Origin of the sequence: Kosakonia sp. MH5 (assembly GCF_009935945.1) — a bacterium.
GTDB classification, from domain to species: Bacteria; Pseudomonadota; Gammaproteobacteria; order Enterobacterales; family Enterobacteriaceae; genus Kosakonia; species Kosakonia radicincitans.
Genome location: NZ_QODH01000005.1, coordinates 34287 through 48719, shown reverse-complemented (window position 1 = coordinate 48719; position 14433 = coordinate 34287). Strand labels below are relative to the sequence as shown.

General features: G+C 54.4%; 14 protein-coding genes. 6 read left to right on the top strand and 8 right to left on the bottom strand.

From position 1 onward, the window contains the following. Positions 1–31: 31 nt before the first annotated feature. The 4 genes from DK872_RS14730 (at position 32) to rimL (ending at position 4521) form a co-directional block, all read left to right on the top strand. Positions 32–1201 carry a pyridoxal phosphate-dependent aminotransferase gene (locus tag DK872_RS14730; RefSeq protein WP_107146727.1) on the top strand — a complete coding sequence of 390 codons (1170 nt, stop codon included), beginning with the start codon at positions 32–34 and terminating at the stop codon, positions 1199–1201. 12 nt (positions 1202–1213) lie between these two features. After that, on the top strand, positions 1214–1993 hold the full coding sequence (locus DK872_RS14725; RefSeq protein ID WP_007372018.1) for a transporter substrate-binding domain-containing protein: 780 nt from the start codon (positions 1214–1216) through the stop codon (positions 1991–1993). A 269-nt stretch (positions 1994–2262) separates the two neighbouring features. Then, positions 2263–3918: a glucan biosynthesis protein D gene (locus DK872_RS14720; protein ID WP_161518485.1), complete on the top strand. Its 1656-nt coding sequence runs from the start codon at positions 2263–2265 to the stop codon at positions 3916–3918. A gap of 45 nt (positions 3919–3963) precedes the next feature. After that, a complete protein-coding gene (rimL, locus tag DK872_RS14715; protein ID WP_007372020.1) occupies positions 3964–4521 on the top strand; it encodes a 50S ribosomal protein L7/L12-serine acetyltransferase in 558 nt (185 codons plus the stop codon). A gap of 38 nt (positions 4522–4559) precedes the next feature. Here rimL and DK872_RS14710 read toward each other — a convergent pair whose 3' ends face one another. The 7 genes from DK872_RS14710 to ydcK form a co-directional block, all read right to left on the bottom strand. Further along, positions 4560–5306, bottom strand: a complete 747-nt coding sequence (locus DK872_RS14710) for an anti-sigma factor (protein WP_007372021.1) — start codon at positions 5304–5306, stop codon at positions 4560–4562. Next, positions 5303–5809, bottom strand: a complete 507-nt coding sequence (locus DK872_RS14705; protein ID WP_071920856.1) for an RNA polymerase sigma factor — start codon at positions 5807–5809, stop codon at positions 5303–5305. Before DK872_RS14705 ends, DK872_RS14710 begins: the two co-directional genes overlap by 4 nt. Before the next feature lie 9 nt (positions 5810–5818). After that, positions 5819–6358, bottom strand: a complete 540-nt coding sequence (locus tag DK872_RS14700; protein ID WP_007372023.1) for a cytochrome b — start codon at positions 6356–6358, stop codon at positions 5819–5821. Next, entirely contained in the window at positions 6358–7410 is a 1053-nt protein-coding gene (locus DK872_RS14695; protein WP_090396781.1) for a catalase family peroxidase, read from the bottom strand. Before DK872_RS14695 ends, DK872_RS14700 begins: the two co-directional genes overlap by 1 nt. Before the next feature lie 107 nt (positions 7411–7517). Next, the gene (locus DK872_RS14690) at positions 7518–7676 is read right to left on the bottom strand and encodes a hypothetical protein (protein WP_156897418.1); all 159 of its coding nucleotides are present in this window, start codon (positions 7674–7676) and stop codon (positions 7518–7520) included. Positions 7677–7809: 133 nt separating this feature from the next. Beyond that, complete coding sequence (locus tag DK872_RS14685; protein ID WP_161518484.1) at positions 7810–9432, bottom strand: glycoside hydrolase family 19 protein; 1623 nt, start codon at positions 9430–9432, stop codon at positions 7810–7812. A gap of 230 nt (positions 9433–9662) precedes the next feature. Further along, positions 9663–10643, bottom strand: a complete 981-nt coding sequence (ydcK, locus tag DK872_RS14680; protein ID WP_071920853.1) for a YdcK family protein — start codon at positions 10641–10643, stop codon at positions 9663–9665. Between the two features lie 115 nt (positions 10644–10758). Here ydcK and tehB point away from each other — a divergent pair, with 115 nt between their 5' ends. Beyond that, positions 10759–11355, top strand: a complete 597-nt coding sequence (gene tehB, locus DK872_RS14675) for a tellurite resistance methyltransferase TehB (RefSeq protein ID WP_007372028.1) — start codon at positions 10759–10761, stop codon at positions 11353–11355. 94 nt (positions 11356–11449) lie between these two features. Here tehB and pepT read toward each other — a convergent pair whose 3' ends face one another. Then, positions 11450–12679 carry a peptidase T gene (gene pepT, locus DK872_RS14670; protein WP_161518483.1) on the bottom strand — a complete coding sequence of 410 codons (1230 nt, stop codon included), beginning with the start codon at positions 12677–12679 and terminating at the stop codon, positions 11450–11452. Positions 12680–12785: 106 nt separating this feature from the next. Between pepT and DK872_RS14665 the strand changes: the two genes are divergently transcribed. After that, positions 12786–14381, top strand: a complete 1596-nt coding sequence (locus tag DK872_RS14665) for an ABC transporter substrate-binding protein (RefSeq protein WP_007372030.1) — start codon at positions 12786–12788, stop codon at positions 14379–14381. Positions 14382–14433 lie beyond the last annotated feature (52 nt).

The following is a 14433-nucleotide window of genomic DNA, read 5'->3' as shown; positions in this document are numbered from 1 at the left end:
GCTTATGCACTTTTTAGCGAAAGGATGAACAATGACTTTGCGCACGCCGGTGAGAACCCGTTCCAAATTACCTGATGTCGGCACCACCATTTTTACCGTGATTGGCCAGCTTTCCGCCGAGCACAACGCGATTAACCTCTCTCAGGGCGCGCCCAATTTCCCCTGCGATCCGCAACTGGTTGCCGGTGTTACCCGCGCCATGCAGGAGAATCACAACCAGTACGCACCGATGACCGGGCTGCGTTCGCTGAAAGAGCGTATTGCGCAGAAAATTACCGATCTCTACCGCACGCATTACGACGTCGATAGCGAAGTGCTGATCACCGCCAGCGCCAGCCAGGGTTTGTACTCCGCGATTAGCGGGCTGGTGCATCCTGGCGATGAAGTGATCTACTTTGAACCGTCGTTTGACAGCTATGCGCCGATTGTTCGTTTGCAGGGTGCCACACCGATTGCCATTAAGCTGACGGTGCCGGATTTCGCCGTTAACTGGGATGAAGTGCGGGCAGCGATTACGCCGCGTACGCGGATGATCATCGTTAACACGCCGCACAACCCCAGCGGGCAGGTCTTCTCCCGCGCTGACCTCGATCAACTGGCCGCCTTAACCCGCAATACGGATATTGTGATCCTCTCGGATGAGGTGTACGAGCACGTCGTATTTGACGGTGAACCGCATCACGGCATGGCGACGCACCCACAGCTGGCGGAGCGCAGCGTGATCGTCTCTTCCTTCGGGAAGACCTATCATGTTACCGGCTGGCGCGTCGGCTATTGCGTTGCTCCCGCCGAATTGATGGATGAAATCTGCAAGGTACATCAATTTTTGATGTTCTCTGCCGATACCCCGATGCAGTACGCGTTTGCCGAGCAGATGCGCGATCCGCAAGGCTGGCTGATGCTGTCGTCGTTTTATCAGCGCAAGCGCGATCTGCTGCAAACGCTGCTGGTTGATTCGCCGTTCCGCCTGTTACCCAGCGCGGGTTCTTTCTTCCTGTTAGCGGATTACAGTGCGTTCAGCGATGAGAGCGACAGCGAGATGGTCAAACGCCTGATTACTGAGTACGGTGTTGCGACCATACCGCTGTCGGCGTTTTATACAGACGGGACAGATAACAAACTCATTCGCCTCTCTTTTGCCAAAGATGAGGCCACATTAAGAGCAGGCGCGCAGGCCCTGTGTCGTGTTAAGCCACGCTAAGGAGCGTTAATAATGAAACTAAAAGCACTCTGTCTGGGTATGGGTTTGCTCTGCTCACTCTCTTCATTCGCGGCAACGGAACTGCGCTATGGCGTTGAGGCGGAATATCCGCCGTTCGAAAGCCGCAATGCCGCAGGCGAGCTGGAAGGGTTTGATATCGAGTTGGGCAACGCCATCTGTAAAGCCGCACAACTGAAATGCAGCTGGGTGGAAACCTCGTTTGATGCGCTGATCCCAGGGCTGACGGCGAAAAAATTTGATGCCATTAACTCGGCGATGAACATCACCGAACAACGGCGTAAAAGCATCGATTTCACACAGCCAATCTACCGTATTCCTTCACAACTGGTCGGTAAAAGCGGCGACGGGATGGAAGCCACTGCGGAAGGGCTGAAAGGGAAAACCATCGGCGTGTTGCAGGGTTCTATCCAGGAAACCTACGCCAAAGAGCACTGGGAAAAGCACGGTGTCACGGTGGTGTCGTATAAAGATCAGAACATGGCGTGGGGAGATTTGCTGAACGGCCGTATCGACGCCTCACTGGTGATGTCGGCGGCGGGGCAGGCAGGTTTCCTCAGCAAGCCGCAAGGGAAAGGGTTTGGCTTTATTGGCAAACCGGTATCGGACGATACGATCCTCGGCAGCGGCATCGGTTTTGGGCTGCGCAAAGGTGACGATGCGACAAAAAAACAGCTTGATGCCGCCATTGATAAAGTCCGCGCTGACGGCACCATCAAAAGTCTGGCGGAAAAGTACTTCCCCGGTATTGATGTTAGCGTAAGCGCACAATAACGATTCACTACTCTGGCTCCTGCCGCCTGATGTCCGGCAGGGGCTTTTTTCTTTCTGCGTAATTCCAGCGTCATACCTCACTTCATATTATTTTCAGCCTGATCTCATCGACAGGAAATATTTTCGGTTTTGAGTAAATTCTCAACTGCCAACAATTGGATTCTCAATGAATTTTGTCTAGAGTGTGCGTTCAATAAAGAAATGCTTTTGTCGCTATTTCGCACAATTGCGAAATGCCATTCTACGACCAGAAGGACGTGTTACCAGGCATGAACCGCAGACGATTTATTCAGGCATCCATGGCCCTTGCAGCCACTTACGGCACCACCGGTGTTGCATCTCTTTTCTCCCGCGCGGCGTTTGCGGCGGAGACGGATATTGCCGATGGGCAGAGCCGCCGTTTTGACTTCTCTGTGCTGCAATCAATGGCGCACGATCTGTCGGAACAGCCGTGGGGCGGTGCGCCGAAAGCATTGCCGAATACGCTGGCAAACCTGACGCCGCAGGCTTACAACAGCATCCAGTATGATGCGCAGCATTCGCTGTGGAATAACGTCGAAGGGCGTCAACTGGATGTGCAGTTCTTCCACGTCGGCATGGGTTTCCGCCGCCGCGTGCGCATGTTCTCGCTGGGTAAGGAAACGCATCAGGCGCGTGAAATTCACTTCCGCCCGGAGCTGTTCAACTATCACGATGCGGGCGTGGATACCAAACAACTGGAAGGCCAGAGCGACCTCGGATTTGCCGGTTTCCGTGCCTTTAAAGCGCCGGAACTGGCGCGCCGCGATATCGTCTCGTTCCTCGGTGCGAGCTATTTCCGCGCGGTGGACAGCACCTTCCAGTACGGCCTTTCCGCGCGCGGCGTGGCCATTGACACCTTTACCGATCAGCCGGAAGAGTTCCCGGACTTTACCGCCTTCTGGTTCGAAACCGCGAAACCATCTGATACCACGTTTACCGTCTATGCGCTGCTGGACAGCGCGAGCATCACCGGGGCTTACAAATTTGTGATCCACTGCGAAGAGAGCCAGGTGATCATGGATGTGGATAACCGTCTGTATGCGCGCAAAGACATCAAACAGCTCGGCATCGCGCCGATGACCAGTATGTTCAGCTGCGGCAACAATGAGCGTCGCGTATGCGACACTATTCATCCGCAAATTCATGACTCTGACCGTCTGGCAATGTGGCGCGGCAACGGTGAGTGGATCTGCCGCCCGCTGAATAACCCACAAAAACTGCAATTCAACGCTTTCCAGGATGAAAACCCGAAAGGCTTTGGCCTGTTGCAGTTGGATCGCGATTTCTCCCACTATCAGGATGTGATGGGCTGGTATAACAAACGCCCAAGTTTGTGGGTCGAGCCGCGCAATCGCTGGGGCAAAGGGGCGGTGAGCCTGATGGAGATCCCGACTACCGGCGAAACGCTGGATAACATTGTGTGCTTCTGGCAGCCGGAAAAACCGGTGAAAGCGGGTGATGAGTTTGCTTTCCAGTATCGTCTGTACTGGAGTGCAATGCCGCCGGTCCGTTCACCGCTGGCACGTGTCTACGCGACCCGTACCGGGATGGGCGGCTTCCCGGAAGGCTGGGCACCGGGCGAACATTATCCGGAGAAATGGGCGCGTCGCTTTGCTATTGATTTCGTCGGCGGCGATCTGAAAGCGGCCGCGCCGAAAGGCATTGAGCCGGTGATCACGCTCTCCAGCGGCGAAGCGAAACAGGTAGAAATCCTGTATGTGGAACCGTTCGACGGTTACCGCATTCTCTTCGACTGGTATCCGACCAATGATTCCACCGATCCGGTGGAGATGCGCATGTTCCTGCGCTGTCAGGGCGATGCCATCAGTGAAACCTGGTTGTATCAATATTTCCCGCCCGCGGCGGACAAGCGTAACTACGTTGACGACCGCGTGATGCGTTAATCTTCCTTCGCCCCCGTTTGGGGGCGAAAGTTTTCCGGAGGCGTAATGGCAACGGAACACCACTCAGATACCACCATTCCCGTTAACGACCGTATTACGCTGCAGGCCGCTGATGAGCGATTTGTGCATCAATTACACCAGTTGATCGTGAAAAATCGCGACGATTTGCAGCAGTTCCTCGACTGGCCGCAGTATGTGCGCACGGTGGAAGATACCCGTAAAACACTACAGAGCAATATGCTGCTGCATCAGCGTGGCTACGCGAAGATGTTTATGATCGTCGTTGATGAAGTTGTCACTGGCGTGCTGGCATTTAACGCCATCGAACCGCTCAACAAGACGGCCTATATCGGTTACTGGCTGGATAAAGCAGTTCAGGGGCAGGGGATTTTGTCGCAGGCGCTGCAGGCACTGATGGCGTTTTATGCTCGCCGGGGCGATGTGCGGCGCTTTGTTATCAAATGCCGGGTGGCGAATCACGCCAGTAATCAGGTGGCGAAACGGAATGGTTTTACACTGGAAGGCTGTCTGAAACAGGCGGAGTTTCTCAACGGCCACTATGACGACCAGAACATCTGGGCAAAAATTGTAGCGCGTAAATAGCGGCGCGTGTTGCGCCGCTCTCTTGCTACTTCACCTCGCTAGCTGGTCGCCTGCGAAACCGCTTTACGCAGTCCGTTGACGGCGGCGGAATTCATCGGTGTCACCAGCGCGTAGTTATAGTGTTCATCGCTCCAGTATTGCGCCATGACATCGTCTGCCTGACGTTCACCGTGCGGTAATTTCACCGGGCTGAGCGGACGAATGTACCAGCCAACCCGCGTGCCGCTCGGCCCCTGATACATAATCAGCGCGGCTGGCCCTTGCGCGGTGGCAATCAATCGTCCACCAACCAGCGTAAAGCCGTACTGCTCCAGGTTCGGCGGCTGATGGCCGTTAATGAAATAGCGCGACACCCAGCGGGTTAGCTCCGTTTGCTGCGTGGCAACCACATCCATTGGTGTGACGGAGGTATTGTCAAACAGCTTATAAGCTTGTACCGCATCTTCCATCGGCTGATGCGTCATCAACATTTGCGACTCTTTCATCTGCCAGCCGGTGAAACCGCCGACGCTCAGTGCCAGCACCAGCGCGAATGCCGTCGCCAGTTTCCACTGGCGTTGCTGCCGCACCTGGCGACGAAAATAGTGCGGTTCGGGGCTTTCCAGTTGTACGTGTTGCTGTTGCATCGCCTGGCGCAACTGCTGCGCGTCGCGCCGCCATCCCGCGACTTGTGCAGCGGCCACCGGGTTTTGCGCCAGATAGTGTTCAATCCGCTTTGAGGTCGCGTCATCGGTTTCGCCATCCATCCAGGCATGCAGATCGTGTTCATCAGGTGGCAGCGTCATTTCAGTCTCCTCAGCGGTAACGGTGTTACCTTACCTTCTAATTTCTCATGCAACATTTTGCGCGCCCGCGAAAGGCGGGACATTACGGTGCCGGTCGGGATATCCAGCGTGGCGGCCACCTCTTTATAGCTCAGCCCCTCAACGCTCACCAGCAGCAAAATGACGCGATACTCGGTGGGCAACGTGGCAAACAGCGCCAGCGTATCGTCGGCAATCGCCAGCGACTCCGACGAGTCGCTAAGTGCTTCCTCGCCGGTAAAAAAACTGAGCAGCTTCATATAGCGTTTGCGTCGCCGCTCGCCGTCAATAAATTGCCGGTAGAGAATAGCAAACAGCCATGCGCGCAGGCTTTCCGTCCCGGTGTTATCCAGCCTGCGCGTCAATGCTTTCGTCAGGCAGCTTTGCACCAGATCCTCCGCGCTGTGCGGGTTGCGGGTCAGCCACAGGGCAAAACGTTGCAAATGTGGCATCACCTGACGAATTTCTTCATCGGTCAGTTGCATAAATAGCCTTTATCGCTTGCGGGTTCCGGACATACTTTCAAATACCCCGTCACGCAGTATTAACGCGTGTAATAAGGCGGCGGCCAGATGCAGCATCACCGTAACAAATAGCGCCAACGCGACCAAAGAATGTAGCGGGCGCAGGATCGCATACCAGTCATTATTTACCGGCAGAATGGGCGGTAAAACGAAGCCTGAACCTAATGATACAGGGTAGCCTGCCGCTGACAGCATTGCCCAGCCGATCAGCGGTTGCGCCAGCATCATCGCATAGAGCGCCCAGTGAGAGAGGTGCGCCATCGCGCGCTGCCAGGCGGGCAGTGAAGCCGGTAACGCTGGCGTGGCAGTATAAAACCGCAGCCACAAACGCACGACCACCAGGACAAGAATCATCATACCCAGCGGTTTATGAATCGACACCAGCAAACTGTGCAGTGACGAAATGGTCGAGACCATCAGCACGCCAATAAACAGCATGGCGATGATCGCCGCCGCCATCAGCCAGTGCAGGACGCGCAGCGCCGGGTGGAAATAAGCAACCTGTTTCATCAGTGAGCTCCTGTCTGTGCGGCTTGTTCACGGGTACGCGCGTTGTACGATTTGGCGTAGGCCGCCGAACGCGCATTCAGTAACGGATCGTCAGAGGCGGCGATGCCATCGGGCAGGATCAGCGGATCATAATTGATGTCATTGCACGGGCCTTGTTGCTGGGCAATGGCCTGGCTTAGCTCCAGTGTCCCGGCATTGATGGTCTGGCGATCGGCGGGCCAGACTTGCGATGCGCGGCTGCCATCATCGCCTTTCCCGGCCACGGTGATCAGCAGATCCCACTGTAATGGCCCTTGCGCCAGCCGCTGCTGGATATCCTTTTGCAGGAAATCGTTATCGTTTTTCTGCGCGGCGCCGATCGGCTGATAAGCGGTGTGCGGCACCACGCTCCAGCGCACCAGATGCGACGCGCCGGATTTGTCGATAAAGCGGAAGGCATTCAGGCTGTTAAAGCGATCGCTTGCCCAGCTTGAGGAGGGGACGTTCTGTTTTGCCCACGCCAGAAACGGCATAATCTCGGGGTTTTTCTGTACAAATGCTTTGAATTTTTCCGGGTTCGGTTTACCGGTTGCCGGATCCGGCAGCGAAGCGACTTGTAGCTCATAAAACTGTTCTACCGTCGAAACCGGGAAAAAAGGCATGGCATTCATTCCGGTGCGCCACTGTTCACCGTTTGTCAGTTGAAAAGCAAGCGCCAGGCTACGAACCGGCACGGCGTAATCCGGCGCGGAGGGATTTCCGCCAGCAATAGCAAAACGCCCGGTTACCGGTGTTTCTCCCGGCGCAAATACCGACGCCCGTGAAAGTGCGCTGGCGTTGCCATTAGAGATAAAACGCCCGATCACACAAATGCCTTTGGCATGATTGCGGCGAAACCCCGGATGTTCGCCACCGGCTTGTTGCAATACGCCGACCAGCTTGTCGGAGGTTAGCCGCTGAGGCGACAGCCAGCCGCCACCCCACAAAAAGAGTACGATCAATAGCAACGGAACCAGTGCAATGACGGCAAGGCGCGTGATTAACTGGCGTGGAGTAAAGGGAGTTTGGGTCATTTTTCGCTCATCCTGCTAACAATGAGCAGATAAGACGAACAGGCGGGTCGTTTATTCCCGCCTGGTGAAAAAAAAAGTTCAGTCAGCGAAAAATTGCCGGAAAGGGGTTAAGTGTCCGGGTTCATGGCCTGAAAAATCTGCGCAAAAGTTCCCTCTCTTTCTGCCCGACGCTGGGGTTTATCGCGCTCAAGCAGGATCTTGCCGTCCGGATGCGCCTGCTGCTCAAGAAGCCGCATCACTTTATTGATATCGTCTGCCAGCGGCATGGTGCGCGGTACGAAGGCCAGAGGGTTGCCATCAATGTTGCCTGCTGCGGCTGCCTGATTAGGGGGAGTTGCGCCGCCGTTGTACGGATCTTGCAGCGGTGCCAGGCAGATTCAGCGCCTGGCACAGAGAGGATTATTTGATCACGATATCCGGGAAGCTGGCTTTAACACAGCGGGTGTAGTCGCCTTTGACCAACGCGCTGAAGTCATTTTCCTGCCAGTTAACCAGTTTACAGACGTAGGATTTACCGCCTGGGTTGCTGGCGACATAGCTGTCATCTTTCACCCAGAACAGGTTCAGCGCCGCAGAGCCAGTTTCAGTGAACTGTTTCATACCTTTACAGCCCAGCACTTCATTTGCCGGTACCGGTACACCCAGCTGTTTGGCGAATTCCTGGTAGTAGCTGATGCGGTTTAACGACTGTGCAATCTCGGTGCTGCCGCCGCATTCAACGCCGCCGTTGATGATCTGCGTTGTCACGCCGAAACCCGGTACCAGACCGTTGGCTTTATCGGCATCGTTCGGCTGCCAGCTACCATCGATAACCGCCTGCATGCTCGGTTTTGGCGGCTGTGGTTGAACGTAGAAGAAAATGGCGCTCGCCAGGTTCAGCCAGGTATCGGCCACCAGCTGCGGCTGTTTCAGCAGAACATTGACGTCGCCGAACATTGCCTGGGAGAACTGACCATAGTTGAAGTTGTAGCTCAACTGTTTGGCGCCACGGCCAAAGTAGCTCAGCTTGTTGCCGTTGGCGTCCTTCGCACAAGGCCAGGCTTTGCCCTGCCAGGTTGTCGGATCGCAGGTTGCGCCGGTGTACTGATCGTAAGCGCTTTCGGACATACCCATTTCACGCACCCAGTGCAGACCCTGCTGCCACTGCGCCACATCGCTTTGCGCCGCGTGCTCACCGGTTTCCTGTACGAAGTGAGCGAACATGGTCGCCAGCGTTTTTTTACAGATGGCATCCGCATCTTTGCCATCGGTATGATCGGCGCAAAGAATCGGGAATTTACCCACCGCTTTCAGGAAGTTGTCGTAGGTATAAGCCGGGTCGCGATGCGGGAAGAAAAGCTCCCATTTTTCAGCGGTGATCAACTGCTCCACGCGTTTTACGTTCGCCGGGTTTGTGGCGGCACCCGGCTGAATTTTTTCAACCAGCGCGTTGTCCAGCGTCTGCAGCGCATCTTTTACCGCTACCAATTGCGGGAAATCAGTCAGTTGTGCTTCCTTCGCGTCCAGATCGGCCTGCGTGACTTCTAAGCCCGCTTCCGGCGTACCGTTCAGCAGAGACCAGGCGCTTTCCCACGCCCAGCCCGTACCCGGCATGTAAACTTCCGAGCTGCTGCTGCACCAGTTGGCGACATTACAGACATAATCTTTACCTGCGTTATTGACGATATCGCCCTGGTGATAAGCGTGGCCGGCCTGGAAAGGAGGGTATTCAGACGGCGTCGGATCCGGCTGCGGTTCTGGATCCGGCTCAGGTTCAGGCTGTGGTTCTGGCTCTGGATCGGTGCCAGTGGATTCGCCAATTTTTTTCCAGACGTTTTCCCAGGTATTCTGCACGGACGGGTTCGGTTTCTCACCCGGGTTGGCATACCATTGTGCTTCATAATCTATTTTATTATCGGTAACTTTTTCACCGCCCAGATAGGCTTTACTGATGTCATATTGCGGATAAGCAAATGCATTACAGGAAATAATAATTCCAGTAGCAATAAGCGATAACGCAAAATTTCCCTTAAAAAGATTCATTCGAATCACTCCATGATTTTGAAATGCCAACGGTTTTTAAAAAATAAAAATAAATAAAGGCAATGCGAAATGTCATCGTTTTTCCGCGACGGATTTCAGCAAAATAAACGGCGGGTTCATTAGATGCAGATCAATGTTTATTTCTCGGGGGAACTTTCATCATACTTCATGGATAATTCTTTTCCCGCCGGGAAATTATCTTTCCAGCGGGAATAATCGCGGGGGAATATTTATATTGCACCAGCCAGCGGCGTGCGGGTAATACGTTGATCGTTGTTGATAACTTTGGGGCCACGCAGCAGAATATTTTCGCCCTCCAGCGCTTCGACAACTGCATCGTCGCTCAGCGTCACCTGATGCTCGATCAGCACATTTCCGTGAATGCGCGCATTGCCCTGAACGACAATTTTTTCGTCGAGTTGCAGCGGGCCGCCGCTCAGCCGCGCATTGCCGCCCACCAGTACATGGTGTTTGAGCACGCAATTACCTTCCACCACGGCGTTTTCTGCCACCTGCGAACTGTAACGCAACGTCGGGATGTCATCGTCTCCGGCACCCGCGATCACTCTGGCATGACCGTAAACTTTGGCGCAGTCGCACACCCAGACGTCGTTCAGTTCATTCCCTTCAAGCAGGGCAAAATCGAAAATTTCCGCCCGATGTTCAATAAAAGCGTAATTCACGATAGCGTCGCCATAGATCTGCGCCTGATGCACCACGCGCGAGTGGGTAACGGTGGCCCGGTCGTAAATTTGCAGGATCTGCTCGCGTTCCGGCGTTAACCCTTTGGCGGCAAAAATATTGCAACCGTGCAGAATACGCGCATCACCGCGTAAACGGCACTCACCGCGCACTGTCGAAAACTGAACGGTGACGTTGTCACTTAATTCGGCGCCGTGGCTGATTTCACTGCTATCCACCCAGGCGTTATCTTTGATCACCACGTTATGGCAGATAACGCAGGGCTGCGTGATCCGCGCGTTGTCACTGATGCGGCTACCGAGAAAAACCATGCTGTTTTCATCATAAATCCAGCAATTTCCTTGCTGATCGACGACATTGTCCTCATCAACCCAGCCGCCATGACTGCCCGTTTTGACGTCATTAAAATCACGCAGCGCGATAATCTGGCGCAGCGCGACCGTTTTTTTCTCGCCGCCAATCCGATAACTAAACGTGCGCGACTCATCACTGAGACGATATTTATTCATGCTACGTATCTCCCGTCAGCCTGAGTTAAACGTAGCAAACTTTCTGCCACTGGCTATCGGCGGATGAAATTCATAAAATGCATGCCAAATGCACATTAAAGGTACTGACTTGACCATGACGAACCGCCCTGAAAACTACTTTACGGAAAAATATGCGCTGACCGCGACGCACTCCGAAGTGCTGAACGCCCTGAAATACATCCAGCCGGGGAAGGCGCTGGATCTCGGCTGCGGCAATGGCCGCAACAGCCTGTGGCTGGCAAGCCAGGGTTTTGAGGTTACCGCCTGGGATAAAAACCCGAACAGTCTCAATAACCTGAAAGCGATTCGCGATGCTGAAGGGCTGGAAAACCTGCACATTGATGCGGCGGATTTAAACACCCTGCAATTCGACGGTGAATACGATTTTATTCTCTCTACCGTGGTGCTGATGTTCCTCGAAGCGCAAACCATTCCTGGGCTTATTAATAATATGCAGCGCTGCACCAAAGCGGGCGGTTATAACCTGATTGTGGCAGCGATGGATACGGCGGATTTCCCATGCACGGTCGGTTTCCCGTTTGCCTTTAAAGAGGGTGAACTGCGTGAATACTACGCCGGTTGGGAACTGCTGAAATACAACGAAGATGTCGGTGAACTACACCGCACCGATGCCAACGGTAACCGCATCAAACTGCGTTTCGCCACCATACTGGCGCGCAAACCTGCCTGATCCCGTCCTGCTCGCGGGCAATCTCTGCCCGCGTTTTCTGCTCGCTGTTCGCCATATGAGGGCGCTGGAACCGGCCTTTAATGTGCGAAAAGCATTAACGCGCTGCCAGCAGGCAAAGCTGCAATGCCACGTTATACGAGGCTTCAAACGCTTTTAGCGGCAGAAATTCGAAGCGCGAGTGGAAGTTGTGCGCACCGGTAAAGAAGTTCGGCGTCAGCAAACCTTTGGCCGACAGCGCTGCGCCATCGGTGCCGCCGCGCATTGGCGTCGGTTTCGGCGTAATGCCCAGCGATTCCATCGCTTCAAACATCAAATCGATCGCCCGGCGATCTTCGCCGATAGCATTACTGATATTGCTGTAAGTATCGCTGATGCTGTATTCCACTTTGGCGGTGGGGTATTGCGCGGCGATTTTGGCGGCAACGTCGGCGATCTGCTGTTTACGGCGGGCAAAACTTTCACTGTCGAAATCACGAATGCTGGCGCTCAGATCGGCATGTCCCTGCACTGCATTGATGCCGTTAAACCAGATATAACCTTCGCGGCCAGCGGTGTGTTCCGGCGTTTGTTGGCGGTCAAAATGGCTAATGTAATCCATCGCCATCAGCAGCGGGTTAACCAGTACACCTTTCGCCGACATTGGGTGCGCGGTCACCCCGGTAAAGCGGATCTGCGCGCTGGCGGCGTTAAAGTTCTCATAGACGATCTCGCCCAGCTCGCAGCAGTCAATGGTCCAGGCAAAATCAACGTCAAAGCGTTTTAAATCCAGCGCTTTCGCCCCGCGCAGCCCGACTTCTTCATCCGGCACAAAGGCCACCACAATATCGCCGTGGCGATGTTCGGCGGTAAGGTTTTCCAGCAGCGTCATAACGACGGTGACCGCCGCTTTGTTATCCGCGCCGAGCACGCTGGTGCCGTCGCTGAAAATAATCTCTTCATCGGGATAAGCCAGAATTTCCGGGTGCTCCGCCACGCGCAACCAGATATCTTTGCGGGCATTCAGGCAGAGATCTTCACCTTCAAAACGCAGGATTTGCGGATGAATATGTGGCGACAAACCGACATCAACGGTATCAATATGAGTAATAAAACCGATACGCGGCGCGCCCGGAACATTGCCTTTTTTCACGGCGGTCACTGTCGCATGATCATCAATCGCGATCTCATCCAGCCCCAGTGTTTTCAGCTCATTCGCCAGCTCGCGCGCCATATCAAACTGCCCGACGGTGGTTGGCAGTGTTGTCGCAGTGGCATCGCTCTGGCTGGTGATAGAGAGGTAACGAAAGAAGCGATGAGTTAATTGACTGGCGAGAGACGACGGCATAGTGATTCCTTCTTTATTTGAATTATCAGGTGTTTGCAAATTCACTTTAATGTTATTTATGAAAGGGCAAACAACAAGCATTTAAAAGAAAACAACAGGAAAAACTATGATTAGCAAACCGACAACACTTGCTCTGGCATTGGCTTCGCTTGTAGTCAGTTCTTCTGTCGCCGCTAAGACCCTGGTCTATTGTTCAGAGGGATCGCCAGAGAACTTCAACCCGCAACTTTACACCTCCGGCACCAGCGTGGATGCCAGCGCCGTACCGGTTTACAACCGGCTGGTGGATTTTAAAGTCGGCACCACCGAGTTGCAGCCGAGCCTTGCGGAAAGCTGGGACGTGAGCGAAGACGGTAAGGTTTATACCTTCCATCTGCGCAAAGGGGTCAAGTTCCAGAGCAATAAATACTTCACGCCGACGCGCGATTTTAATGCCGACGATGTGATCTTCTCGTTTATGCGGCAAAAAGATGTCAATAATCCGTACCACAACGTCTCTAACGGCACCTATTCCAACTTTGAAAGCCTGGAATTTGGTTCGCTGATCACCGCTATCGATAAACTCGACGACCATACCGTGCGCTTTACGCTGGCGCGCCCGGAAGCTCCGTTTGTCGCCGATCTGGGCTGGTATTTTGCCTCGATTCTTTCCGCCGAATATGCCGATGCGATGTTGAAAGCTGGCACTCCGGAGCGGGTGGATATGGACCCGATCGGCACCGGTCCGTACCGTCTGGCGCAGTACCAGAAAGATTCGCGCATTCTGTTCACCGCGTTTGATAACTACTGGCAGGGCAAAGCGAAAATCGACCGCCTGGTGTTCAGTATCACCCCGGATGCCTCTGTACGTGTGGCGAAACTGGAGAAAAACGAGTGTCAGGTGATGCCGTTCCCCAATCCGGCGGATCTGCCGCGCCTGAAAGAGAACAAAGATATCACCCTGTTGAGCAAAGCCGGGCTGAATACCGGTTTCCTCGCCTTTAACACGCAAAAAGCGCCGCTGGATAATGTCAAAGTGCGCCAGGCGCTGGCGATGGCCATCAATAAACCGGCCATCATTCAGGCGGTATTCCAGGGCACCGGCACCGCAGCGAAAAACCTGCTGCCGCCGGGCGTGTGGAGCGCCGACAGCGAACTGAAAGATTACGATTATGACCCGGAGAAAGCGAAAGCGCTGCTGAAAGAGGCCGGACTACCGGCGGGCACCACCATCGATTTGTGGGCGATGCCGGTTCAGCGTCCCTATAACCCGAACGCCAAACGTATGGCGGAGATGATTCAGGCGGACTGGGCGAAAGTGGGCGTGCAGGCGAAAATCGTCACTTATGAGTGGGGCGAATATTTGAAACGCGTGAAGGGCGGCGAACATCAGGCGGCGCTGATGGGCTGGACGACGGCTACCGGCGACCCGGATAACTTCTTCGGCCCGCTGTTTACTTGTACCTCGGCCAATGGCGGTTCCAACTCAGCGAAATGGTGCTACAAACCGTTTGATAACCTGATTGCCGAAGCGAAAGCCACCACCGATCATGAGAAACGCGTGGCGCTTTACAAACAGGCGCAGCAGATGATGCATGACCAGATGCCTGCGGTGATGATTGCCCATTCAACGATTTTCGAGCCGGTACGCAAAGAGGTACAGGGCTATGAAATCGATCCGTTTGGCAAACATATTTTCTGGCAGGTGGATCTGAAAAAATAAGCGTTTGCCGCCTGGTTAAGACAGGTGGCAATTTTTTGATCTCGCGCGATTT

Coding starts and splice junctions, on each gene's coding strand:
- DK872_RS14730 (WP_107146727.1), top strand. CDS start 32: ATGACTTTGCGCACGCCGGTGAGAACCCGTTCCAAATTACCTGATGTC.
- DK872_RS14725 (WP_007372018.1), top strand. CDS start 1,214: ATGAAACTAAAAGCACTCTGTCTGGGTATGGGTTTGCTCTGCTCACTC.
- DK872_RS14720 (WP_161518485.1), top strand. CDS start 2,263: ATGAACCGCAGACGATTTATTCAGGCATCCATGGCCCTTGCAGCCACT.
- rimL (WP_007372020.1), top strand. CDS start 3,964: ATGGCAACGGAACACCACTCAGATACCACCATTCCCGTTAACGACCGT.
- DK872_RS14710 (WP_007372021.1), bottom strand. CDS start 5,306: ATGACGCTGCCACCTGATGAACACGATCTGCATGCCTGGATGGATGGC.
- DK872_RS14705 (WP_071920856.1), bottom strand. CDS start 5,809: ATGCAACTGACCGATGAAGAAATTCGTCAGGTGATGCCACATTTGCAA.
- DK872_RS14700 (WP_007372023.1), bottom strand. CDS start 6,358: ATGAAACAGGTTGCTTATTTCCACCCGGCGCTGCGCGTCCTGCACTGG.
- DK872_RS14695 (WP_090396781.1), bottom strand. CDS start 7,410: ATGACCCAAACTCCCTTTACTCCACGCCAGTTAATCACGCGCCTTGCC.
- DK872_RS14690 (WP_156897418.1), bottom strand. CDS start 7,676: ATGCCGCTGGCAGACGATATCAATAAAGTGATGCGGCTTCTTGAGCAG.
- DK872_RS14685 (WP_161518484.1), bottom strand. CDS start 9,432: ATGAATCTTTTTAAGGGAAATTTTGCGTTATCGCTTATTGCTACTGGA.
- ydcK (WP_071920853.1), bottom strand. CDS start 10,643: ATGAATAAATATCGTCTCAGTGATGAGTCGCGCACGTTTAGTTATCGG.
- tehB (WP_007372028.1), top strand. CDS start 10,759: ATGACGAACCGCCCTGAAAACTACTTTACGGAAAAATATGCGCTGACC.
- pepT (WP_161518483.1), bottom strand. CDS start 12,679: ATGCCGTCGTCTCTCGCCAGTCAATTAACTCATCGCTTCTTTCGTTAC.
- DK872_RS14665 (WP_007372030.1), top strand. CDS start 12,786: ATGATTAGCAAACCGACAACACTTGCTCTGGCATTGGCTTCGCTTGTA.